This is a genomic window from Rhodococcus sp. Leaf233, assembly GCF_001426165.1.
GTDB lineage: Bacteria > Actinomycetota > Actinomycetes > Mycobacteriales > Mycobacteriaceae > Rhodococcoides > Rhodococcoides fascians.
This window is the reverse complement of record NZ_LMRO01000009.1, coordinates 591,681-615,421: the sequence shown is the minus strand read 5'-3', so window position 1 is coordinate 615,421 and position 23,741 is coordinate 591,681. Positions and strand designations below refer to the sequence as shown.

General features: G+C 65.2%; 20 protein-coding genes. 2 read left to right on the top strand and 18 right to left on the bottom strand.

What is annotated here, in order from left to right; all coding sequences use genetic code 11:
- Window positions 1–49: 49 nt before the first annotated feature.
- The 13 genes from ASH04_RS13605 to ASH04_RS13545 all read right to left on the bottom strand — a co-directional run bounded on the left by ASH04_RS13605 (window position 50) and on the right by ASH04_RS13545 (window position 15,149).
- Complete coding sequence (locus ASH04_RS13605; RefSeq protein WP_057473713.1) at window positions 50–1,681, bottom strand: substrate-binding domain-containing protein; 1,632 nt, start codon at window positions 1,679–1,681, stop codon at window positions 50–52.
- A 20-nt stretch (window positions 1,682–1,701) separates the two neighbouring features.
- A complete protein-coding gene (locus tag ASH04_RS13600; protein ID WP_027495972.1) occupies window positions 1,702–2,133 on the bottom strand; it encodes a type II toxin-antitoxin system Rv0910 family toxin in 432 nt (143 codons plus the stop codon).
- 84 nt (window positions 2,134–2,217) lie between these two features.
- On the bottom strand, window positions 2,218–3,852 hold the full coding sequence (locus ASH04_RS13595; RefSeq protein WP_057473959.1) for a solute symporter family protein: 1,635 nt from the start codon (window positions 3,850–3,852) through the stop codon (window positions 2,218–2,220).
- 11 nt (window positions 3,853–3,863) lie between these two features.
- Window positions 3,864–4,163, bottom strand: coding sequence for a DUF485 domain-containing protein (locus ASH04_RS13590; RefSeq protein WP_063216896.1), 300 nt, complete (start codon window positions 4,161–4,163; stop codon window positions 3,864–3,866).
- A 201-nt stretch (window positions 4,164–4,364) separates the two neighbouring features.
- Entirely contained in the window at window positions 4,365–6,107 is a 1,743-nt protein-coding gene (locus ASH04_RS13585) for a sodium/solute symporter (protein ID WP_057473712.1), read from the bottom strand.
- A gap of 6 nt (window positions 6,108–6,113) precedes the next feature.
- Entirely contained in the window at window positions 6,114–6,473 is a 360-nt protein-coding gene (locus ASH04_RS13580; protein ID WP_027495968.1) for a hypothetical protein, read from the bottom strand.
- A 13-nt stretch (window positions 6,474–6,486) separates the two neighbouring features.
- On the bottom strand, window positions 6,487–7,290 hold the full coding sequence (locus tag ASH04_RS13575; RefSeq protein ID WP_032381697.1) for a LytR/AlgR family response regulator transcription factor: 804 nt from the start codon (window positions 7,288–7,290) through the stop codon (window positions 6,487–6,489).
- A complete protein-coding gene (locus tag ASH04_RS13570) occupies window positions 7,287–8,459 on the bottom strand; it encodes a sensor histidine kinase (protein WP_032365963.1) in 1,173 nt (390 codons plus the stop codon). Before ASH04_RS13570 ends, ASH04_RS13575 begins: the two co-directional genes overlap by 4 nt.
- Entirely contained in the window at window positions 8,456–9,637 is a 1,182-nt protein-coding gene (locus ASH04_RS13565; RefSeq protein WP_057473711.1) for an alpha/beta hydrolase family protein, read from the bottom strand. Before ASH04_RS13565 ends, ASH04_RS13570 begins: the two co-directional genes overlap by 4 nt.
- A 29-nt stretch (window positions 9,638–9,666) precedes the next feature.
- On the bottom strand, window positions 9,667–11,292 hold the full coding sequence (locus tag ASH04_RS13560) for a Na+/H+ antiporter (protein ID WP_057473710.1): 1,626 nt from the start codon (window positions 11,290–11,292) through the stop codon (window positions 9,667–9,669).
- A 76-nt stretch (window positions 11,293–11,368) separates the two neighbouring features.
- Entirely contained in the window at window positions 11,369–11,557 is a 189-nt protein-coding gene (locus tag ASH04_RS13555; protein ID WP_032371276.1) for an antitoxin, read from the bottom strand.
- A 41-nt stretch (window positions 11,558–11,598) separates the two neighbouring features.
- Window positions 11,599–14,013, bottom strand: coding sequence for an HAD-IC family P-type ATPase (locus ASH04_RS13550; protein WP_057473709.1), 2,415 nt, complete (start codon window positions 14,011–14,013; stop codon window positions 11,599–11,601).
- A gap of 20 nt (window positions 14,014–14,033) precedes the next feature.
- Window positions 14,034–15,149 (bottom strand): MBL fold metallo-hydrolase, encoded by a 1,116-nt coding sequence (locus ASH04_RS13545; RefSeq protein ID WP_032388671.1) that lies wholly within the window; start codon window positions 15,147–15,149, stop codon window positions 14,034–14,036.
- 94 nt (window positions 15,150–15,243) lie between these two features.
- Here ASH04_RS13545 and htpG point away from each other — a divergent pair, with 94 nt between their 5' ends.
- A complete protein-coding gene (htpG, locus tag ASH04_RS13540; RefSeq protein ID WP_057473708.1) occupies window positions 15,244–17,169 on the top strand; it encodes a molecular chaperone HtpG in 1,926 nt (641 codons plus the stop codon).
- Window positions 17,170–17,232: 63 nt separating this feature from the next.
- Here the strand turns inward: htpG and ASH04_RS13535 are convergent, their stop codons facing one another.
- Both ASH04_RS13535 and shbA read right to left on the bottom strand, forming a co-directional pair.
- Window positions 17,233–18,879, bottom strand: a complete 1,647-nt coding sequence (locus ASH04_RS13535; protein ID WP_057473707.1) for a purine-cytosine permease family protein — start codon at window positions 18,877–18,879, stop codon at window positions 17,233–17,235.
- A gap of 113 nt (window positions 18,880–18,992) precedes the next feature.
- Window positions 18,993–19,574: an RNA polymerase sigma factor ShbA gene (shbA, locus tag ASH04_RS13530; RefSeq protein ID WP_156394538.1), complete on the bottom strand. Its 582-nt coding sequence runs from the start codon at window positions 19,572–19,574 to the stop codon at window positions 18,993–18,995.
- A gap of 196 nt (window positions 19,575–19,770) precedes the next feature.
- Here shbA and ASH04_RS13525 point away from each other — a divergent pair, with 196 nt between their 5' ends.
- Window positions 19,771–20,718, top strand: a complete 948-nt coding sequence (locus ASH04_RS13525) for an alpha/beta fold hydrolase (protein ID WP_057473705.1) — start codon at window positions 19,771–19,773, stop codon at window positions 20,716–20,718.
- Window positions 20,719–20,781: 63 nt separating this feature from the next.
- Here ASH04_RS13525 and ASH04_RS13520 read toward each other — a convergent pair whose 3' ends face one another.
- The 3 genes from ASH04_RS13520 to ASH04_RS13510 form a co-directional block, all read right to left on the bottom strand.
- Window positions 20,782–21,456 carry a hypothetical protein gene (locus tag ASH04_RS13520; protein ID WP_027495954.1) on the bottom strand — a complete coding sequence of 225 codons (675 nt, stop codon included), beginning with the start codon at window positions 21,454–21,456 and terminating at the stop codon, window positions 20,782–20,784.
- Window positions 21,457–21,648: 192 nt separating this feature from the next.
- Window positions 21,649–22,983 carry an ammonium transporter gene (locus ASH04_RS13515; RefSeq protein WP_032375364.1) on the bottom strand — a complete coding sequence of 445 codons (1,335 nt, stop codon included), beginning with the start codon at window positions 22,981–22,983 and terminating at the stop codon, window positions 21,649–21,651.
- Window positions 22,980–23,711 (bottom strand): enoyl-CoA hydratase, encoded by a 732-nt coding sequence (locus ASH04_RS13510; protein WP_032371283.1) that lies wholly within the window; start codon window positions 23,709–23,711, stop codon window positions 22,980–22,982. The genes ASH04_RS13515 and ASH04_RS13510 overlap by 4 nt, the downstream gene beginning before the upstream one ends.
- Window positions 23,712–23,741 lie beyond the last annotated feature (30 nt).

The following is a 23,741-nucleotide window of genomic DNA, read 5'->3' as shown; positions in this document are numbered from 1 at the left end:
ACTACCCCACGTGACGGAGAGCACGCGGCGCACAGCATAGCCGCTCCCGTCAGCGACCGGAACGGCTTCTCAGTGCATTGACGAAGACGTTCGGTATTTCGGCGGGGTTTCGCGCCACGAAGCTGGTACCCCCGGTGGCAGCAGAAATTTGTTGCAGCACACCCGCATCGGCGTCGTCGGTGATACCGATGGTGACGATGACGACCGGACGAGACGGGTCTTGTTCGGTGCGCAGTGTGGCCAACAGCTCGTCGAGCGAGACGCTGTTCGGATCCTCGTTGGCACCGTCGGTGAGGATGATGACGCTGTTCACCGCGTCGGGGTCGTAGCCCTGCTGCACGGTGCGGAACGCGGCCAACGTGGTGTCGTACAGTCCGGTTCCACCACCGACCAGGGACGGAAGGGTGCGGGTCTGCTGCAGCAGCATTTCACGCTGGGTCGTGTCGCCGACCTTCTCGTCCATACGCCGGATCGGTGCCAGCTCACGGTAATCCTGATCGCTGCCGCCGAGTCCGATGGAGAAGGCCCACAATCCCATCGACGCGTTGTCGGGAAACAGTCGATTCCCGGTCTCGCTGGCCTGCACCGTCATCGCGATCCGGGTGTTCGCCCCGGCGCTGTAGTTCATCGAGCCGGACACGTCTTCCATCACGAGCGTTCGCGACGGGAGCGCCAGCACCTGATATTGACGCAGCACCGATTCGGCAGCCTGCTGGTCGCCGATCGCCAGACTCTCGACGGCACCGATACCACGATCGGAATCGAGGGGCGCGTTGTCTTCCGACCGAAAACCGGCCTCGGACAACATCTCCCGACCTCGATCGGATTCGATGACCGCGGCCAGCGCGCTGCCGACCGACTTCGCGCTGTCGTGCCGCTCGCCTGCAGGCTCGGTGACGGCCAGCGGGAAGTTCAGAAAGATGCTGCCCGTCGGCGGCACCGTCGCACCGAGTTCGGCACCGGTGTCGTTTCGGTACTGCAACATGGTCTGCTCGGACACCACGGCCACGCCGCCGTCGGCCACCAGATCGTCCAACCGGGTGGTGGGATCGGCTTCGCCGCGGGTGGCGGCCTGAGCCTGAGCGATCGGCACGAGCGCCGTCGACACCGCATCGAGGGCCTTCTCGTCCTCACCCGCCTCGGCCACCGCCCCGAGGATCGCCGCGTCGGAGATGGTGTTGGCCAACGGATTACCGATGCGCAAACCTTCGAGCTTCAGTGCGGTGAGCCACGTGTCGAAGAACGGAACCTCGTCCTTGCGGGTTGCGAGGACGGCCGGGGTGCTCGCCACCGACTGGCTCGCCAGGTCGATCAGCGAAGCGGTCGATCGCACTGTCTTGCCGACCCACAGCGACGAATCGGGAATCCAGAGCGAGGGAACGTCGTCGCCTTTGGCCACTGCGGCCGACACCTGACCCGACTCCATCGCCGTCACCGTCACCTCGGCACAACCGAGATCCTCGGGCGCGGAGTCGTCGACGATCTTCTGCAGTACCGGTGCGATGGCGGGGTCGGCAGCCAACGTGTAGTTCGACGTGTCACCGCAGTCGCTGCCGAAGACCTTCTGCGCCACGAACACTCCGCCTGCGACGATCAGAAGCAGGACGACGGCAACGACGACGTACTTGGCGAACCCTCTGCTGCCCGTCGCGGACGACGGCGCACTGTGCCTACCGGGCATGCATCTCCACTCCTACACCGTCAGGCGTAGATCTTGACGAACGTCTTCAGCGAGTTCTCGATGTCGCCCTTGAGTGCGCGAGCGACACCGGACCCGATGGGTCCGAACAACGGGGCACCGCCCAGATTGACGTCGATCGTGATCTCGGACCCGTCGCCCTTGGACTTCACCGACAGGTCCAGACCGATCTTCACTCCGCCCTTGCCGTTGCCCTTGAGCTCGAGCTTCCGGGGCGGGTCGTAGGACTCGATCTTCCACGAGACGCGGTTGCGCATGCCCTTCACGCTGGCGATGGAGTCCAGGGTGGTGCCGACGGCCAGCTGCTCGGGCAGCTCACCGCGCCACGCTTCGTGGATGGAGAGCCACTGCTCGTAGCCGGACAGATCGGACGCATGCGCCCACGTCTGCTCGGGGGTCAGCGGGACGTCGAGGGAAACCTTCAGCTTGGCCACAGCAGGGATGGTAACCGCTGGACGAAAAATGCCCGTGTGAGGCCTTGCTCACACGGGCACTTCGCGAACAGTTCTACAGGTGGATCAGTGGGCGCTGGCCTTCTCCGCACCGATGCCGGTGAGAGAGCGAACCTCCATCTCGGCCTGCTTGTCGGTGTTCTCGGTGTCCTTCGAGATCAGCGTTCCGACGATACCGAGAATGAATGCCAACGGGATCGACACGATGCCGGGGTTGGACAGCGGGAACCACGCGAAGTCCGAGCCGGGGATCATCGACGTCTTCGATCCCGACACGGCCGGGGAGAAGATGATCAGCACGATCGTCGAGATCAGGCCGCCGTACATGCTGAACAGTGCGCCCGTGGTGGTGAAGCGACGCCAGAACAGCGAGTACAGGATGGTCGGCAGGTTCGCGGCCGCTGCGACGGCGAACGCCAGCGCCACCAGGAAGGCGATGTTCTGCCCGTTTGCGAGGATGCCGAGGCCGATGGCCAGGATGCCGATGACGACGGCCGTGATGCGCGAGACCTTGACCTGCTTCTTGTCGTCGACCTGGCCCTTCTTGATGACGCTCGCATAGATGTCGTGAGCGAACGACGCCGACGCGGTGATCGTCAATCCGGCGACGACGGCGAGGATGGTCGCGAAGGCGACCGCAGAGATGACGCCGAGCAGAATGACGCCGCCGAGCTCGAAGGCCAGCAGCGGAGCCGCGGAGTTCTGGCCGCCTGCGGAGGCCAGGATGCGGTCGGGTCCGACGATCGCTGCGGCGCCGTAGCCGAGCACGAGGGTGAACAGGTAGAACGCACCGATGAGCGCGATGGCCCACACGACACTGCGACGAGCTTCCTTGGCGGTGGGCACCGTGTAGAAGCGCATCAGCACGTGCGGCAGACCTGCCGTGCCGAGGACGAGTGCGATGCCGAGCGACAGGAAGTTGATCTTCGAGGTGGCGCTGCCGCCGTACTGGGCACCGGGTTCGATGACGTCGCGAGCGCCGACGATCGGGTCGGCCGAGCTCGACACCATTGCCTGTGCGCTGCCGAGGAGCTCGGAGAAGTTCAGGCCGAACTTGGCGAGCACGAGCACGGTCATGAACGCGGCACCCGCGATGAGCAGAACGGCCTTGATGATCTGCACCCACGTGGTGCCCTTCATGCCGCCGATGAGCACGTACGCGATCATCAGCACACCGACGATGGCAATGACGATGGACTGCCCGGTGCGGTCGGAGATGTCGAGCAGCAGTGCGACGAGTCCGCCGGCACCTGCCATCTGAGCCAACAGGTAGAACAGCGACACCGTCAGCGTCGACAGTGCGGCCGCGGTACGAACCGGGCCTTGCTTGAGCCGGAAGCTCAGCACATCCGCCATCGTGAATTTGCCGGTGTTCCTGAGCAATTCGGCGACAAGCAGGAGCGCGACGAGCCAGGCGACGAGGAACCCGATGGAGTACAGGAAGCCGTCGTAGCCGTAGACGGCGATGGCACCGGCGATACCGAGAAAGCTTGCCGCGGAGAGGTAGTCACCGGCAATGGCGACGCCGTTCTGCGGTCCGGAGAATCCGCCGCCCGCGGTGAAGAACTCCGCAGACGTCGCGTTCTTCTTGGAGGCACGAATGACGACGGCCATCGTGATGAGGACGAACGCGCCGAAGATGGCGATGTTGACGAGCGGTTCGCCGACGGTGGTGTCGGCGGCCTGGGCAAGTACATTCACGGCTTCTACATTCACGGCTTCGCTCCCTGGGAGGCTTCCATCTCGGCGCGCAGGGCTGCGGCGCGAGGATCGAGTTCACGGTTGGCGAACCGCACGTAGATGCCGGTGATGGCGAACGTGGTGACGAACTGGCCGAGGCCGAGCAGCAGACCGACGTTGATGTTGCCCCACACCTTGGTCGACATGAAGTCGACGGCGTAGGTGCTCAGCAGCACGTAGATGACGTACCAGACCAGGAAGAACCCGGCCATCGGGAACACGAAGCTACGCAGGCGGTGTCGGAGTTCCTGGAACTCGGGACTGGCCTGCATGTCGACGAACGCTTGCGCGTCCGGTGGCGAATTGGTTTCCGGTGCGGTCACCTTGGACTCCTGAAGTTGATGTGATCTGTAGCTGACTGGGAACAGTAGTGAGAGTCAGGTCACAACATCAGGGGGTGGCGTCGATCACACGGCAGGCTGCGAGAGTGTGCGACGAGCGGTAGCGCAGACCCGACGAACGGCCTCCTCTCTCTACAGCTCGCGCTCTCGGTCTTTGCCCATGTCGAGGCCTTCGGGCAGGTGCAGTCGGGCGAAGATTCGGGAGATGTCCGACGGCACCGTTCGCCGGGTAGCGAGGCTAACGACGATCATCGCGGCGAAGGCCACGGGAACGCTGACCGCGGCCGGGTAGCCGAGTATCGCTGCCGCCCAGCCCCCGAGGACGCCGTCGGAGATGGGGGTGACGACGGAGATCGACGCGGCGACGAGGGAGAGTCCGCCGCCGAGGAACAGCCCGGCCGCGGCTCCTGCTGCGGTGAGTCCGCGCCACCAGATGCCGAGCACGAGCAGCGGACACAGAGTGGACGCGGCGACGGCGAACACGAGCCCGACGGTACGCGAGAGATCCAGTGACACAACGCCGATCGACAGTGCAAGTGGCACTGCGCCGGCAAGGACGGCCGCGACACGGAAGTCTCGGACCTTGCCCGAGAGCACGTCGGTGCTCAGGACGCCCGCGATGCTGACCAGCAGGCCGGACGACGTGGACAGGAAGGCGGCGATGGCTCCGGCCGCGACCAGTGCGGCCAGCAACTGGCCGGGTACCCCCGACAGCACGGAGCCGGGCAGCAGCAACACTGCGGCGTCGGAGGCACCGGTGATCAGCAGTTGCGGCACGTAGAGCCGGGCGAACACTCCGAGGACCGTCGGGAACAGATAGAAGGTGCCGAGCAGCGCCAGCACGGTCAGCGATGTCAATCGCGCGGCTCGGCCGTCGGGGTTGGTGTAGAACCGGACCAGCACGTGCGGCAGCCCGAGGGTGCCGAGGAACGTGGCCAGGATCAGCGAATACACCTGGTAGAGCGGGTGCTGACCGCCCAGTCCCCCGCCGGGCATCGCCCAGGCGCGGTCGGTGGTCGGTGCGCCGGCGACCACCGGAACCGGCGAGCCAGCGTCGAGGGTGAGCAATGTCCCGGACCCGAGCCGGTGTTCGCCTGCATCGAGAGTCACACGTCCATCGACGCTCTGCTCGTCCAGGGTTCCTGTCACGGACACCACGATCGGCGAGTCGACCTGCACGAGCACGTCGGTGGTGATGTCGACCCGGGTCTGCTCGGCGACGGTCGGCGGGGCCGCGCTACCGACGCTGCGGTCGTCGGCGACGAAGTGGACGGTCAGCACCAGTGCGGGGATGGCGATCGCGGTGAGCTTGAGCCAGTACTGGAACGCCTGCACGAAGGTGATCGAGCGCATTCCGCCGCCGACGACGTTCGCGATGACGATCAGACCGACCGCGAGTGCTCCCACCCAGCCCGGCACTCCGAGAAGGATGTTCAGCGTCAGGCCTGCGCCCTGGAACTGCGGCACCAGATACAGCGCGCAGATCACCACCACCACGAGCATGGCCACGGTGCGCAACCATGGTGCGCCGAGCCGGAATTCGACGAAGTCGGGCACCGTGTACGCGCCGCTCCTGCGCAGTGGAGCGGCGACGAACAGCAGCAGACCGAGATAGCCTGCGGTGAAGCCGACGGGATACCACAGCGCATCGGCACCGTACTTGGCGATGAGCCCCGCGACACCGAGAAACGATGCGGCAGAAAGGTATTCACCCGAGATAGCCGCGGCGTTCCACCGCGGTCCGACGGTCCGCGAGGCCACCAGGAAGTCGGAGGTAGTGCGCGCCAACCGAACTCCGTAGACACCGATGCCGACGGTGGCCAGCGCGGCCACGATCAACGCAATCAATGTCGCGACGGGTATCGATCCGTTCACCGGCGCCTAGTCCTCGACCAGGCCGACGAACTCGGCCTCGTTACGCTCGGCGCGGCGCACGTACGCGCGGCCGACGCCGAACAGCAACGGATAGATGGCCACCCCCAGCAGCAACCACGGCAACCCGATACCGAACGGCGCGACATCGGTGAAACGGGTGAGCAGCATGCCCAGCAGGGGAATCGCGAACAGGATCGACAACGTCATCACTGCCAGGCGCAGCGACAGCAGGAGTTGCGCACGCACCAGGCTTCGCACCAGCGCGTCGCCCACCTCGGTTTGCTCCTGCACCTCGACGCGGGTGCGCACCAGGCGCGCGCCGCGGCGCTGCGAGAGCACCACCCGCTCCCGGTGCGGCTGACTCACCGCGCACCTCTCGTCACCGCGACGACCACGACTGCAGCGGACCGCGCACGAGCCGGTCCTTGAGTTCTCTGGTGTGCCGCCGGCTCACCGGTAGCTCGCAGGCCGGCAGCGCGCCGGTGGCGCGCAGACACACCACCAAGCCCGAACCGACGCTTCTGATTCCGGTGACCAAGGGAAGCGACACCAGATACGAACGATGCACTCGCAGGAAACCGGCATCGGCCCAACGACTTTCGAGAGCCGAGATGGGAATGCGCACCAGGTGCGAACCGGTGGCGGTATGCAGCCGCGCGTAGTCACCGTCGGCCTCCACCCACGCCACCGACGACCGATGTACCAGCGTGGTGGTTCCACCGAGCTCGACCGGGATGACCTCGTCGGCAGCCGATTCGGCCGACTCGGCGGGCCGACGACGGGCGAGCAGAACCCGTCGGACGGCCTCGGCCAAGCGGTCGTCGCGCAACGGTTTGAGGAGGTAGTCCACCGCGCCCAGATCGAAGGCAGCCAGTGCTCGATCGTCGTGCGCGGTGACGAACACGACCGCAGGTGGCCGAGCGAACGCCGACAGGATTCCGGCGAGCTCGAGGCCGTCGAGGCCGGGCATGTTGATGTCGAGGAACACTGCATCGACCACGGATTGACCGGAGGTCTGCTTGAGTTGGCGCAGGGCGGTGGTCGCGTCCTGCGCGGTGTACACCTCGGCCACGGCCTCCTGCTCGCGCAGCAGGAAAGCCAGCTCGTCCAGGGCAGGCCGCTCGTCGTCGACCGCCAGCACGACCAGCCCGCGCGCCGAACCGGAGTTCGCTGGATGCGTCATGCCCGCACACCCGGCCTGAACTTGGGCACCCGCATGCTCACTTTCGTGCCTGCTCCCGGTGCGGTGTCCACGACGAGACCGTAGTCGTTTCCGAAGGCCGCCCGCAGCCGATCGTCCACGTTCGCCAGTCCGACGTGGGCCGCATCCTCGGTGTGCAGGCTGCCCGATCGCAGTACCTCGGGGTCCATTCCCACTCCGTCGTCCTCGATGCTGATCACGGCGTCGGTGCCCTCGTCGGCCGCGATGATCGTGACGCGACCGCCGTCGGCCTTGCCCGACAACCCGTGCCGGACGGCGTTCTCCACCAGCGGCTGCAGTGCCAGAAACGGCAGGGCCACCCCGAGCACCTCGGGAGCCACCTGCAGGGTGACCTGCAGCGAATCGCCGAACCGGGCCCGTTCGAGCGTCAGGTACCGATCGATGTTGCGTAGCTCGTCGGCGAGCACGGTGAATTCCCCAGCGTTGCGGAAGGAGTACCGGGTGAAATCGGCGAATTCGAGCACCAGTTCCCGTGCCCGATCCGGGTCGGTACGGACGAACGACGCGATGGTGCCCAGCGCGTTGTAGATGAAATGCGGGCTGATCTGGGCCCGGAGTGCACGCACCTCGGCTCGGTCCAACCGCGCCCGCGATGCGTCGAGTTCGGCGAGTTCGATCTGACCGAACGCGTAGCGCGCGACCTCGGCGATGGCCCCGAGCATGCCCGGGCCTGGTTCGGCCACCACCGCGGCACCGAGCACCCCCACCACCGGCGAATCCTCGTCGATCAACGGCTGCACCACCAGTGCTTTGACCTCGTGAATCGAGCCGAGCGGAAGCCGCACCAGCACTCGCCGCTGCCCGTCGACGGCGCGTCTGGCCGCCTCCACGAACGCCGGCGTCAACTCCGGCCACGGCCCGTCCCAGGCCAGCAGCGACGCACTCGGATCGCAGATACCCAATGCATCCGCCCCGGTCAGGACCCTGAGATGGGGAGCAGCGGCGGCAGCCGAGCGGGCATCGAGACCGTTCCGCAGCGGCTTCGCCGCCAACGACGCGGTATGCAGGGTGGCATGAACCGCGCGCTCCTCCGGGGTGGTCAGATCGCGTCGGCCACGCAGGCTGATCAGCGCGATGGCGGTGACGATCGCCGCCACGATCACCGCCATCCACGCCAGTGCCGCGGTCATCGTGCGCAGGTCCCGGTGGTCGGAACGTTCAAGAAGCGCTCGACGAGCCAGTCGACGCCGATGGCGTTGGCGGCCAGATCCGCGTGCCCCTGCTCGGGTTCCGAACGCAGTTCCACGTCGTCGCCGAGTCCGCAGGCTTTCGCCACGGCGTCGCGGGTCCACTGCGGATCGATCAGGTCGTCGCGCTCGCCGACCAGAACGAACAGCGGAACATCGGTGCGGGACGTCGGCAGCGCCACCGATCGGAGCCAGTCCGTCATACGATTTGCGGCCCGGTCATCGGCCGGGACAGCATCGGCCGGATCGATGACGGCACCCGCGTCGGCCTTGGAGAAACCGAGCAGATCGCTGCACGCCGTCAGCGCGGTCACGTTGTCGGCGAAGGTGCCGCGGATGTAGTCGGAGCGCTCGACGCTCGGATCCGTGACGTGCAGACCCTCGTAGAGAAACGGCACCAGCAACTGACGGGACAGGGTCTGTTCGGTGTCGGCTGCGAAGTACCGCGTCAGATCGGCTGCAGGCGACAGCGCGGCGACTCCGACCAGTTCCAAACCGTCGCCGTACTCCGCATTACGCTCCGCAGCGGCCCAGACCGCTTGTCCCCCTTGAGAAGTGCCGATGGCACCCCATCGGGTTCCGACGTCGGGCACCACTGTACGCGCGGCGCGCACCGCATCGATGACGTCGTAGGCCGCAGCATCGATGTTCAGATACGCCGGATCTCCCGGAGTCCCCAGACCCTGGTAATCCGTCACCACCACGACGGTGCCGCGCTCGAGGAACGGCGTCACCAGGCCGATGGTGCCCAACAGGTTCGGATACAGCGAGGGCGCACACTCGTCGGTGACACCGGTGGTGCCGTGCCCGACCGAGACGATCGGCCAGCCACCGGCAGGCGCAGAACCCTTGGGTACGAACACCGTTGCCGATGTCTCGGCTCCGCCTCCGCTGACGCCGTCGGTGGTGCGGTAGACGATCTTCGTGGCGGATCCACCCAGGAAGGCGACACCGATGTCGACCTGACCGAGCGGCATCGAAGACACGATCGACCCGCGGTCGGAGCCCTCGGGTGCCGGATTCGACGTGGAGGCCGGAACGGCAGGAGGCACGGCAGGCGAGCCGCACGCGGCGAGGGCGAACACGAGTGCCGCGGCGGCCACCAGTCCGGTCGACCTCACTGTCTCAGCGCTCCCACTGTGTTCGTCGTCTACGTCGTGCGTCGTTCGATGCGTGCCTCGGCCGCGATCTCTTCCACGTCCAGACCATTCAACACTGCGCGTAGGGCTTCGTCGTCCAACTCCCCCGAGTCGCGGGCGGCGATCAGTGCGGCCCGCTGCGCGACCAGGACATTGTGCCGCAGGGTGTCGAACAGCGCGCCGGCCGCCGCGATTCGCTTCTCGCGGTCCTCGGTCTCGTCCGCGTCCATCCGGGCCCGCACCGACCGTCGCACGCGCGCGATCACCTCGGCTACCCGATCACTGTCGACGCCGGCGATACCGTCCTTCGCGGCACGCTCGAGGTACGTCTCGGCAGCCGTGCGGGCGATGGCCTGCGAGAGCAATCGTTGGTTGTCGTTGCGTTGCTGCTCGAGTGGATCGGCGACGTCCAATCGTCGAATCAGCAGCGGGAGCGTCAGGCCCTGCAGCAGCAACGTTCCGACTGCGACGACGAACGCGACGGCTTGAATCACCGCCCGCCCAGGAAATTCGTCGCCGAGCACGGTGGTGAACGGAACACCCGCGGCTGCGGCGAGAGTCACCACCCCGCGCATCCCGGCCCACGACAGCACCAGGTTCTGCTGCCACGTCAGGCCGTCGGCCACCCCCTCGCGGCGAAACACCGTGCGAAAGAGCAGGTTTCTCCCCGAGTTGAAGAAGATCCAGGCCGGACGAACGACGATGACCACGAGCAGCACCAGCAGCGCGTACCCGAAAATGTGATGCACCGGAAGACCCTCGCGCTGCACCTCGGAAATGACGAACTTCAGCTGTAAACCCATGTACGCGAACACGAATGCTTCCAGCAGCAGGTCCAACGTGGGCCACACCTGACGCTCCTGCACCCGGGTCGAGACCGACACGTCGGCCGTGACGCGGCCCAGCACGAACCCCGCGGTGACGACGGCCAACACGCCGGACGCGTGAATCTCTTCCGCTGCCAGATAGGCCGCGAACGGTAGGACGAGTCCGAGCACAGTCTCGAGCGCCGAATCGGCGATCCGGTTTCGCACGAAACGAACGATGCGCGAGAGGACGAATCCGACCAGCACGCCGCCGACGATCTCGTACAGAAAGAACAGGACCGGTGAGCCGAGTTCGATGCGACTGCCCGTCACCGACGCAACGGTCAAGGTGAACAGGGTCAACGCAGCCGCGTCGTTCACCAGGCTCTCCCCGGTGAGGATGGCCATCATTCTCGCGGGCAGGCCGAGCTTGCGGCCGACGGCGATCGCAGAGACCGCGTCGGGTGGGGCCACGACGGCACCGAGCACGAGGGCCGCACCCAGAGTCAGCTCGGGAACGAGCAGGTTGGCGAAGTACCCGACGGCCACGGTCGTCACGATCACCATCACCAGACCGAGGCGCAGGATCTGGCCGATGTTGCGGCGAAAGCTGACGAAGGAGTAGTTCAGCGCCGCGGAGTACAGCAACGGCGGCAGCACGACACCGAGGATGAGCTGGGGCGAGAGACTGATGTGCGGCACGCCGGGCACGAACGATGCGATGGATCCGACGGTCACCAGAACGAGCGGGACCTGCAGGTCCAGACGCTTGGCGAATCCCGCGACCGCGATCGCGAAGATGACTACGAGAAGAAGTACCGGTCCGTCCACCCGCCCGATTCTGCCGCCCGCAGCGCCCTACGGCACCACCGACGACCCGAACACCGGGTGGACGGTCCGAATCGACCTACTTGTCCGGAATTGCCTTCTTGGCGGCTTCCTGCGCCTTGTCGATCTTGTCCGCGTACTTACCGCCGGTCTTGTTGTCGATGAAGTCCCCGGCCTTCTCCACGACGTCGTCGATCTTGTCCGCGTTCTCTGCCGCAAGGTTCTTGCCCTTGTCGACCATGCCCTTCAAATTGTCTGCGAAGCCCATGAAACTCTCCTGCCAGTCGGGTGAAACGGAACGCCCCCAGTCTACGTTTCGTTCTGTCCGTTACGCAGAGTCGTTCGATTACGCAGTACCGATCCGAATCGGTGGGCAATCTCGACGAGTGCGATACCGACAGCGCCGATGATCAACGCGCTCGTGGTGGCACCGACGTTCGAGGGATCGAGCTTGAAGAAGGTGCGGCAGAACGGGATTGCGAACAACAAAAGGTATCCGCCGACGGATCCCGCGAGCAGCACCACCTTCCACCAGGTGTACGGCCGCGCGACGACGGCCAGGACCCACAACGCGATCATGATCAACGTGATCAGTGCGGTGGTGCTCGCCTGGGTCACCTGTGTCTCGGTGGCGTTCGGACCCGCGTAGGCCAGCAGATACGACACGAACGTGCACGAGCCGACGATCAACCCGGACGGAACGGCCAACCGCATCACCCGCGAGACGAACCCGCTGCGTGCCCGTTCGTTGTTCGGGGCCAGCGAGAGCACGAACGCCGGAATGCCGATGGTGAACCACGCGGCGATGGTCACGTGCCTCGGCAGGAAGGGATACGGGATCGGCTCGAAATGGAAGACCTGCGACAGCACTCCCGAGAGCCCGATGAGAAACGCCAGCAACACCGAGTACACGGTCTTGGTCAGGAACAGGTTGGACACGCGCTCGATGTTGCCGATGACGCGTCGCCCCTCCCCCACCACGTAGGGCAGCGTGGCGAACTTGTTGTCCAACAACACGATCTGCGCGACGGCACGCGTGGCCGCACTACCCGAGCCCATCGAGACACCGATATCGGCGTCCTTCAGTGCGAGCACGTCGTTGACGCCGTCACCGGTCATTGCAACGGTATGACCTCGAGACTGCAACGCGCCCACCATCGCACGCTTCTGGTCCGGCCGAACGCGGCCGAACGTCGTCGAGTTCTGCACGGAGTCGGCCAGTTGCTCGGAATCCTCGGGCAGGTCACGTGCGTCGATCGGGGCGTCGCCACCGGGAAGTCCGAGCGAGCCGGCGACCGCGCCGACGGACACGGCGTTGTCCCCGGAAATGACCTTGACCTGAACGTGCTGACTTGCGAAGTACTCCAACGTGTCTCGGGCGTCCTCGCGCACCTTCTGCTCGAGAATCACCAGAGCCCGCGGGGTGACGACTCCCGGCGCCGCGGTGTCGTCGACGGCGAGGTCGCTGCTGGCGAGCAGCAATACCCGGAGCCCCTTGGAGCCGGCATCTTCGGCCTGTCGCGCGGTCTCCGAGGTCGGGTCGAGCAACACGTCCGGGGCACCGAGCAGCCAGTTACCGTGCTCGCCGTACGACAGACCGCTCCACTTCTTGGCCGAGGAGAACGGAGCTACCGCGCTCTGCGTCCACCCCGGCGCGTCGGGGTACGCCTCGGCTACGGCCTGCACACTGGCATTGGGACGCGGGTCGTCGTGCGCCAGAGACGCCAATACTTTTGTCACCGAGTCGGAGTCGTGCTCGTCGATCAACACCAATTCCGAGAGCCGCATGCCGTTCTCGGTGAGGGTGCCGGTCTTGTCGGCGCACACCACGTCGACGCGCGCGAGCCCCTCGATCGCAGGCAATTCCTGCACCAGGCACTGCCGTTGCCCGAGCCTGATGACACCCACCGCGAACGCGATGGACGTCATCAGTACGAGACCCTCGGGGACCATCGGGACCAGGGCCGCGACCATGCCGTTCAGGGCCGGCTTCAAAGCCTGCCCGCTGGAGAACAATTGGTTGTAGATGATCAGCGCCCCGGCCGGAACCATCAGGTAGGTGATGAATTTCAGGATCTTGTCGATACCGCTGCGCAGCTCGGACTTGACCAGGGTGAACTTGCTGGCCTCTTCGGCGAGCTTGGCAGCATAGGCGTCGCGTCCGACCTTCGTTGCCCGGTAGGCCCCACTGCCCGAGACGACGAAGCTGCCCGAAAGTACCTGCGCTGCTTCGAGTTTGTGCACCGTATCGGCCTCACCGGTGAGCAGCGACTCGTCGATCTCCAGGCTTGCCGTCTCGATGACCTCGCCGTCGACGACGATCTGATCACCCGGTCCGAGTTCGACGATGTCACCGAGGACGACCTCGTCGGGCGGAATCTGTTGCGAGACACCGTCACGTCTTACCTGCGGCTTGTTCTGACCGACGATGGCCAGCCGATCCAGCGTGCGCTTCGCGCGGATCTCCTGAATGATTCCGATGCCACTGTTCGCGACGATCAACAGCCCGAACATGCCGTCGATCACCGAACCGGTCGAGAGCACGATGATCAGCAGCACCCCGAGAATTGCGTTGATTCGGGTGAACACATTGCCCCGGACGATGTCGCGAACCGAACGTGAAGCGCGAGCGGGAACGTCGTTCGATTTCCCCTCGGCCCGCAGTGCGGCGACCTCCGCCTCGGTCAGCCCGGTGTCCCGCTGTGCATCGGCGTCGATAGACATGAGTGCAGCCTAGTGCGGCCTCAGCCCAGACGGGTCCACCAGCGATCGTCGTGCACGGCCCTCGTACCGTCGATGCGTTGACCCGGCATCGGTACCGCAACCTGCACTCCCACGTCCTGAGCGGCGGCGTGCAGCCGCACGATCGGTTCGGACCACGGATGGAACGCCAGGTTGAACGTCGCCCAGTGGATCGGCACGAAGATTCCGGACGGCGTCAGATCGACGTGCGCCGTGACAGCCTCCTCGGGATTCATGTGAATGTCCGGCCAGCGCACGTCGTAGGCCCCGACCGGAAGAAGCGTCAGGTCGAAGGGTCCGTACTTGCTGCCGATCTCGGCGAACTTCGGTGTGTAGCCGGTGTCGCCGCCGAAGAAGACCCGACGAATCGGACCGGCGAAGGCCCAGGACGCCCACTGCGTCGAGTCCCGGGTCAGACCGCGGCCCGAGAAGTGTCGAGCTTCGGTGCAGGTGACGGTGAGGCCGCCGATGTTCGTCTGCTCGTCCCAGTCCAGCTCGATGATGCGTTCCTCGGGCACCCGCCACTTGCGCAGGTGCGCGCCGATTCCCAGCGGCACCACGAACGGGGCCGACTGTGTGCTCGCCAGCTTCTGCACGGTCGCCTTGTCGAGATGGTCGTAGTGATCGTGGGAGATCACGATGGCGTCGACCCGCGGCAGATCGGTCAGGGCGACCGGGGTCGGATGCAGCCGTGCCGGCCCCACCACCGAGGACGGGGACACGCGCTTGCTCCAGACCGGATCGGCGAGAATGCGATATCCGTCGACCTCGACGAGCACACTCGAATGTCCGTACCAGGTGACCGCCAGCTCGCCCGCGTCCACCGGCGCGATCGGCGGTGCCAGTGGGATCGGCCGCTGCGGCCTGCCCTTACCTCGCTCGGTGAACAGCGAGACGAGCATGTTCTTCTGCCCCTTCTCGCCGCGACCCGGGACGTAACTCGAACTGGGGTCGGAGTTGTGGAACCGGCGATCGCGGTATCGCGGCGACCCGGCCGCGTAGGGAGTGATGTGCACTCTCCTGGCACCGATGGCCGACGGAAGACCCCACAGCGCACGCGCCAACCATGCCCCGCCCAACGCTGCGGTTGCTCCTGCTGCCAACTTCGTCTTCGTCACGGGCACCACAGTAGGCGGCGCCGACGTCTTCGCAGCTCACCCGTAGCCTTGCCGTAGAATATTCGCGTCGGTTTTGCTGCTAGAAGGGGAGACATTGAGTACCGAACAGCTCGAATTCCAGGCGGAGACGCGTCAGCTCCTGGATCTGATGGTGCACTCCATCTACTCCAACAAGGACAGCTTTCTCCGTGAACTGATCTCGAACTCCTCGGACGCGCTGGACAAGCTGCGCCTGGAGTCGTACCGCAACAAGGATCTGGACGTCGACGTCTCGGATCTGCACATCGAGATCGACATCGACTCCTCCGCTCGTACCCTCACCATCCGGGACAACGGCATCGGCATGTCGCGCTCGGAGGTCATCGACCTCATCGGCACACTCGCCAAGTCCGGCACCGCCGAGGTCCGCAAGAAGCTCAAGGAAGCCAAGGACGCAGCGGCTTCCGAGGAGCTGATCGGCCAGTTCGGCATCGGCTTCTACTCGACGTTCATGGTGGCCGAGAAGGTCACGCTGCTCACCCGCAAGGCAGGCGAGAGCACTGCCACCAAGTGGGAATCCACCGGCGAGGGCACCTACGAGATCACCGACGTCGACGACGCCCCGCAGGGTTCCTCGGTCACGCTCGCTCTCAAGCCCGCCGACGAGGAAGACCACCTCCACGACTACGCGTCCGAGCGCAAGATCAAGGAATTGGTCAAGAAGTACTCCGACTTCATCGCCTGGCCCATTCGCATCGACGTCGAGAAGCGCGTCAAGAGCGAAGAGGAGGGCGGCGAGGACACGGTCACCATCGAGACCGAGACGATCAACTCGCAGAAGGCGCTGTGGACTCGCTCCAAGGACGAAGTGTCCGAGGAGGAATACAAGGAGTTCTACAAGCACGTCAGCCATGCCTGGGACGAGCCGCTCGAGGTCATCCCGTTCAAGGCCGAGGGCACCTTCGAATACCAAGCGCTGCTGTTCATTCCGTCGCAGGCACCGTTCGACCTGTTCATGCGCGAGAGCAAGGCCGGCGTACACCTGTACGTCAAGCGCGTGTTCATCATGGACGACTCGCAGGAACTGCTGCCCGAGTACCTGCGCTTCGTCAAGGGTGTCGTCGACGCAGCGGACCTCTCGCTCAACGTTTCTCGCGAGATCCTGCAGCAGGACCGGCAGATCCGCGCGATCCGTCGTCGCCTGACCAAGAAGGTGCTCTCCACGGTCAAGGAGCTGCAGAGCGAGCAGCCCGACAAGTACAAGACGCTGTGGTCGCAGTTCGGCACGGTCCTCAAGGAGGGCTTGATCTCCGACTCCGACAACCGCGAAACCCTGTTGGGCATCTCGTCGTTCGCGTCCACCCACTCCGAAGAGGGTCTGACGACCCTCGCCGAGTACGTGGACCGGATGAAGGACGGCCAGCAGCAGATCTACTACATGACGGGCGAATCGCGTCAGCAGATCGAGAGCTCGCCGCACATGGAGGCGTTCAGGGCTCGCGGGCTCGAGGTGCTGCTGCTCACCGATTCGGTCGACGAGGTGTGGGTCGGCAACGTCACCGACTTCGACGGAAAGTCGTTCCAGTCCATCGCCAAGGGCGAGGTGGACCTCGACACCGAAGAGGAGAAGAAGGAGTCCGAGGCCAAGCGGGAGGAGCAGGACAAGGAATTCGCCGACCTGCTCACCTGGCTGACCGACACCCTCGGCGAGGACGTCAAGGAGGTGCGTCTGTCGACGCGCCTGACGACGTCACCGGCCTGCGTCGTCGGCGACGAGTTCAGCTTCTCCCCGCAGCTCGAGAAGATGTACAAGGCCTCGGGCCAGTTCGTGCCGACCTCCAAGCGCATCCTCGAACTCAACCCGAACCACGACCTGGTGACGGGACTGAAGAAGGCCCGCGAGGATCGCAGCGACGATCCGCACCTCGCCGAGACCGCCGAATTGCTCTATGCGACGGCACTTCTCGCCGAGGGAACCGAGCTGAAGGATCCGGCGAAATTCTCCAAGTTGCTCGCCGATCGGTTGACGCGCACCATCTGAGCGGCTTCGCCCCATGTGAGTGGAACTTCGTAGCCTGCTACGAAGTTCCACTCACATGCTGGGTCACTGAGGCGGGAGAATGTGCTCCCCCGTCTTGTCGGTGCTCAGTGACAGCGAACTGATGTACTGCTTTTCTCCGTTGGGCCCCGGCACGTTGGACGCGATCATGTCGGGTCGCTCGAATTCCATGCCGCTGACGTGGCACATCACGAGCTCGTCGGACGGGTTGCCGTGCTCGTCGAACATCGGCAGATCGATGCCGTCATCGGTGCGTCGCAGGTAGTACTTGCCCTTGGTCGCCACCGCCAGGATGGGCGGAAGCACCAGTGCGAGAACGAGAGCCACGATGGGCGAATACGGTTTGATCGCAGATCCGAATGCGCCGAAGAACACCAGAATCGACAGTATCGCCGACACCGCCATCGATCCGAAGCCCACCGGATTGATGTTGTAGAGCATGCCGCGTCGGAACTCGGGCACCTTGGGCGAGAGCTTCAGGATGTACTTGTTGAACACGATGTCCGAGGCCACCACCGCGATCCACGCGATACCGCAGTTGGCGTAGAAGCCGAGGATGCTGTTGAGGAAGTCGAACATGTTGGCTTCCATCAGGATCAGCGCGATGGCCAGGTTGAACAGCACGAACACCATGCGGCCCGGATACGTCTTGGTGAGGCGAGTGTACGAGTTGGTCCACGCCAGCGATCCGGAATAGGCGTTGGTCACGTTGATCTTGATCTGGCTGATGACGACCAGGATCACCGCGAGGGTCATGGCGAGCCAACCCGGCATGAAGTTCTCGTAGATCTCCAGGAATTGGTGCACCGGCTCGTTGGCGATGCTGGATCCGTCGACGACGTTGGCGATCAGGTACACGGCGAGGAAGAGGCCGACGACCTGCTTGAGGGCACCGAAGATGACCCAGCCGGGGCCGGCGAGAAGCACTGCGGCCCACCAGCGTCGGGAGTTCTCGGGAGTCTTGGGCGGCATGAAGCGCAGGTAGTCGATCTGTTCGGCGATCTGCGCGATGAGCGAGAGACAGACTCCGGCCGCGAGCATCACCGATCCGATGTTGACGCCCTTGCCGTCGGCCCCGTCCTGACCGCCGTAGGCGAAGAACTCCCCGACCGAGTCGGGATTGCTGATCACCAGGTACACGAACGGCAGTACCATCAGGACGAGCCACAGCGGGGTGGTCCAGACCTGAAGTTTGGCAAGGGCTTTCATGCCGTAGATGACCAGCGGGATGACCATGATGGTCGAGACCGCGTACCCGATGGGCAACGGGATGCTCAGCCCCAGTTCGAGTCCCTGCGCCATGATCGAACCTTCGAGCGCGAAGAAGATGAACGTGAACGTCGCGAAGATGACGTTGGTGACGACCGATCCGTAGTAGCCGAAACCGCTTCCACGCGTGATCAAGTCGAGGTCGATGTTGTAACGGGCCGCATAGTAGGCAAGCGGAAGGCCGGTCAGGAAGATGACGACAGCGAACACCAGAATGCCCCACAGTGCATTGCCGGTTCCGTACGAGATTCCGATATTGGCACCGATGGCGAAATCCGCGAGATACGCGATGCCGCCGAGCGCGGACGTCGCGACAACACCGGTCCCCCACTTACGGTAGCTACGCGGCGCGAAGCGCAGCGTGTAGTCCTCGAGCGTCTCTTTCAGCGCGGTGTCTGTCGGCGCTGGCTGTACGGCGGTCATGGCTCAGTAACCTAGAACCGCCACGTTGCCGACGTGTCTTGAGCCGATGTAGCTGGTGTTACTCAATCCGGCGATTCGGACATACGTCTCGGACACCCCTCCACCGGGCGGTGTCAGGCAGCTGTGCGGGCCGCCAGTAGCGAGAAGTTCGACAGTTCGGCGCGCAGCATGTTCATCGCCCGGTGCTGGGCGATGCGCACTGCACCGGCCGTCATTCCCAGAGCTTCGCCGGTCTGCGGTGCGGTCAGGCCCCACACCACTCGCATCAGGATGATCTTGCTGTACTTCGGGGGCAAGGTGTTCATCAGGGCCTGCGCATGGGAGCGGAGTTCGTCGCCGAGCGCGACCTGCTCGGGACCGTCTTCACCCGACACCTCCTCGGGCAGCTCGGCCGTCGAGAACGTCTGCCGCAGAGCCGATCGTCGGCCGGCATCGGCCAGTTTGTGAGCAGCGATTCCGTAGACGAATGCCATGAACGGTTTGCCCATGTCGCGGTACTTGGGAATCGCGGTGACCAGAGCGAGGCAGACGTCCTGCACCACGTCGTCGGCCGCGACATCGAGATTGCCGATCCGAGAGGCGCAGTAGCGGCGAATCGGAGGCTGGATCAACACCAGTACGCGTTCGAGTGCGGCGCGGTCACCCGCGACGGCCCGCGGTACGACGTCTTCGAGCGTGTCCATGGAAGTGCTCACGGCCGATCTCCTTCTTGGCAACGCGCGCCCTCACCTGAACGCTCACCAGTACTTCGAGGCAGCCGACCGTTCGGCTTGGTCGGATCGGCTACCACAATCGAGAAGAATGTGACTCAGGTAACACGGCGTGTCGTCCGAGCGACGTACCGGACAACATCCACGTCGCGTCACGTGACCCTGACACCGCGGAGCGCACATGAGTACCAGTGAGCAGAACCACCTGGTCGGTCGCCGGAGCACCGTCGCCGCAGGGGACGGCACCACGCTCGCAGTGCGCGAGTTCGGACGGTCCGATGCGGCTCTGACCGTGGTGTTCGCCCATGGGCACTGCCTGCGGATGCAGTCCTGGACCGAGCTGCGCACCCACGTCGAGGATGTCTGGGGCGAGAACACGCGAATCGTTCTGTACGACCACCGCGGCCACGGCGAATCCGGTGCCGCATCGCCCGACAGCTGCACCATCGATCAGCTCGGCGAGGACCTGGCCGACGTGATTCGCGCCGTCGTCCCGGTCGGTCCGTTCGTTCTGATCGGCCACTCGATGGGCGGCATGACGGCGCTCTCCTACGCGCGTCAGTACCCGGATGCCGTCGGATCGCGCCTGGTCGGGGTCGGGTTGATCGCGACATCCGCGGGCGGGATCACCGATGACGGGCTCGGTAGTTGCCTCGCGCATCCGGCCGTGTCGGCGTTTCAGGCAGCTGTTCGACGGGCCCCTCGACTGATGTCGGGTGCCAAGAGGCTCAGTCGCGGGGTGTGCGCGCCCATCGTCAGGACGGCGGGATGCGGCTCCCACAAAGTCAGCCCGCGGGTGGTCACTCTGGCGACGGCCATGCTCGGCGACACGTCCATCGTGACGATGGCCGGCTTCCTCGGCGCGTTCCGTGGACTCGACGAAGTGGCCGGTCTGGCCGCGCTGGCCTCGATTCCCACCCTGGTGCTGTGCGGTTCGGACGACCTGATGACGCCGATGCGACACTCGGAAACCCTCGCCGCCCACCTGCCCGACGCACGTTTGGTACGGATCGCGCAGGCCGGACACATGGTGATTCTCGAACGAGCACACGAGGTGGCGGACGCCATCGTCGAACTCGTGACGGCAGCTCGGCGAGCTCACGTGGGGGATCTCGCCCTGGCTCGCTAGACCTTTCGACGACTGTGGCCCGCACCGGATATCCGATGCGGGCCACAGTTCTACCGTCGGGAACTACTTCTTGACTGCGGGGGGAGCGTTGAGCAGCTGGATGAACTGTCCGGCGTTACCGATGACTGCGCCGAGGCCACCGGCGGAGGTGCCGGCGAGCGATCCGATGGCACCGAGGGCGATTGCGCCGATGACGCAGCCGCCGATGGGGCCTGCTCCGAGAAGAGTTGCAACCGGTGCGGTCACGACGACTCCGGTGATGATTCCGAGGATGCACCCGCCGACGATTCCGGTTGCAGCACCGAGGAATCCACCGACGGAGGCGGTGAGGCTGAGGTTGTCTTTGACGCCTGCGACTGCGGCGGGCAGGTCGACCTGCTGCAGGCCGGGGAGGGAGGTGGAGACCGGGGTTGCCGCGGCAGGCGAGACATCCGCGGTCAGAGTGGCGTGGTTGCCGTCGATGTCGGCAGCGACGGGGTGCGAGAATCCGTCGGCGGCGATGGCGAGCGGTACGGAGTCGACGAGTGCGCCGTTGGCGTCACGGACGACCAGGTGGTTGTCTTCGTTGCTCAGGGTGCCGGCCGTCGTGTCGACGAGGACCTGGTTGCCGGCCTGGGTGACGTTCCACCCGACGGCAGCGGCGGGAGCCGGGGCCGGATCCGCATAGGCGGTGCCCATGGCGGTCGTCATCGCTGCAATGACCAATGCGGACGTTGCCGCGAATCGAGTCAGCTTCATGTTCCTCAGTCTTTCGTCGTGTCCATCTCTCGATACCGAGCAGCGAAAAGCTATGGGCACAACGAGCGTGAAGAGCGAACCGAAGATGAACGAGAGGGGTCGAACCGAACAACGATCGATCGCATCAACGCGAAAGGGACAGAACGACTTTCAGCGACCGATCGGTTCGTAAAGGACGCGCAGGGTTTGCCCCTACTTACCGAAAAGACCAGGCTTGTTGCTGCCTCCGTGGCCCACTCCGAAGTCGTAGGCGGACTCGGCGTGCTCGTGCTCGTCCAGGCCGTCGGCCTCGTGCTGCGCGTCGGCGCGCACGCCCATGACGGCCTTGATTGCGAACGCGATAGCGGTGGTGACGACTGCCGTGTACGCGAACACCGCCACGACGGCGATGGCTTGCACCCAGAGTTGATGCAGACCGCCGCCGTACAACAAACCGTCCTTGCCCGCCGGCATCTGCGCACTGGCGACGAGTCCGATCATCAGCGTTCCGACGACACCGCCGACGAGATGCACACCGACGACGTCGAGTGAATCGTCGTAGCCGAAGCGATATTTGAGGCCGATCGCCAACGCGCACAACGCACCCGAGACGATGCCGATCGCGGCTGCACCGATCGGTGTGACGGCAGTACACGACGGCGTGATCGCGACGAGTCCGGCCACCACTCCGGACGCCGCGCCGAACGACGTCGCGTGCCCATCCCTCCATTTCTCGACGACGAGCCACGCCGCCATCGACAGCGCGCCCGCGCCCATCGTGTTCACCAGCGCCACTGCGGCGACGCCGTCGGCCGCCAACGACGAGCCCGCGTTGAAACCGAACCAGCCGAACCAGAGCAGTCCGGCTCCGAGCATGACGGCCGGAAGATTGTGCGGACGCATGGGATCTCGCGGCCACCCGCTCCGCTTGCCGACCACGAGGGCCAGCACCAGCCCGGCCACACCCGCGTTGATCTCCACGGCCGTGCCACCGGCGAAGTCGATCGCGCCGAGCCTGTTGGTGATCCACCCGCCGAACTCACTGGTGAGCCCGTCGAGCGAGAAAACCCAGTGCGCCACAGGGAAATACACCAGCGTGGACCACAGGGCCGCGAACAGCACCCACGGCACGAAACGCATCCGGTCTGCGACGGCACCGGAGATCAGCGCGACCGTCACCATGGCAAATCCTGCCTGGAACGCTGCGAACACCAACGCCGGAACGGTCCCCACCAACGGAATCGACACCGTGCCCGCCGCCGAGGTGTACACGCCGCCGAGCAAACCCTCGAAACCGGCGTACTGCAACGGGTTTCCGATCCAGCCGCCGATCACGTTGTCGCCGAACACCATCGAGAACCCGAACACCAACCACAGCAGCCATACGACGGCGATGGCCGACAGGCTCATCATCATCATGTTCAGCACGCTCTTCGAGCGCACCATGCCGCCGTAGAAGAAGGCCAAGCCCGGCGTCATCAGCAAAACCAGCGCGGTGCTCGCCAGCAACCAGGCCGTGTCGCCCGCATCGGGCGCTCCGTTGATCACTTGCCCACGAATTTCGGTGCGCGCTTCTCGGCTCTCGCGCGGCGCGCTTCCTTCATGTCCGCACTGCTCCACGCGGCCTCGAATGCCGCGCGCTGTGCGGGCGTCGGATCGTCGTGCGCGCCGTCGTCGTTGAACACCAGTTTGAGGTGTCGCAGCGCCAAGGGGGCAAGGGCAGTGATCGAGTGCGCCCACTGCACGGCAACATCGCGATCGCCGAGCTTGTTGGCCAGACCGCATGTATACGCCTGATCGGCGTGCACCCGTTCGCCGCCGAGCAGGATCGTGCGCGCCACGCCGCCGCCGGCCAATGCCGCCAGCCGCTTGATCGTCCAGTTGCTCACTGCGATTCCGAGACGCGTGGAGGGAATCTCGAAGAATGCCTCGGGTGCGACCACCCGCAGGTCGCAGGCAATGGCAAGTTGCGTCCCCGCTCCGACGGCAGGCCCGTTGATCGCCGCCACGACGGGAACGGACACTCGCTCGATGGCGGTGAGCATGCCTTCCAGCGTCTCGCCGAACGCGTCGGGAAACGCATCTCCGGTCAGGTCGGCACCGGCGCAGAAGCTACTGCCCTGCCCGGTGATCACCACGACCCGCGCGCCGTCGGCATCCGCCTGCTCGACTTCGCGTCGTAGCGCGACACAGAGATCCGTGCTCAGCGCATTGCGCTTGTCCGGTCGCTGCAATTCCAGGATGACGACATCGCCGTCACGAGTGTGTCCGATCACGCCGAGCAGGTTACCGGCTGGTAGCGGCGG

Excerpts from the sequence above, each read along its gene's own strand:
- ASH04_RS13575 (WP_032381697.1), bottom strand. The coding sequence starts at position 7,290 with ATGACGCATCCAGCGAACTCCGGTTCGGCGCGCGGGCTGGTCGTGCTG.
- ASH04_RS13570 (WP_032365963.1), bottom strand. The coding sequence starts at position 8,459 with ATGACCGCGGCACTGGCGTGGATGGCGGTGATCGTGGCGGCGATCGTC.
- ASH04_RS13555 (WP_032371276.1), bottom strand. The coding sequence starts at position 11,557 with ATGGGCTTCGCAGACAATTTGAAGGGCATGGTCGACAAGGGCAAGAAC.
- ASH04_RS13525 (WP_057473705.1), top strand. The coding sequence starts at position 19,771 with ATGAGTACCAGTGAGCAGAACCACCTGGTCGGTCGCCGGAGCACCGTC.
- ASH04_RS13590 (WP_063216896.1), bottom strand. The coding sequence starts at position 4,163 with ATGCAGGCCAGTCCCGAGTTCCAGGAACTCCGACACCGCCTGCGTAGC.
- ASH04_RS13535 (WP_057473707.1), bottom strand. The coding sequence starts at position 18,879 with ATGACCGCCGTACAGCCAGCGCCGACAGACACCGCGCTGAAAGAGACG.
- ASH04_RS13550 (WP_057473709.1), bottom strand. The coding sequence starts at position 14,013 with ATGTCTATCGACGCCGATGCACAGCGGGACACCGGGCTGACCGAGGCG.
- ASH04_RS13605 (WP_057473713.1), bottom strand. The coding sequence starts at position 1,681 with ATGCCCGGTAGGCACAGTGCGCCGTCGTCCGCGACGGGCAGCAGAGGG.
- ASH04_RS13520 (WP_027495954.1), bottom strand. The coding sequence starts at position 21,456 with ATGAAGCTGACTCGATTCGCGGCAACGTCCGCATTGGTCATTGCAGCG.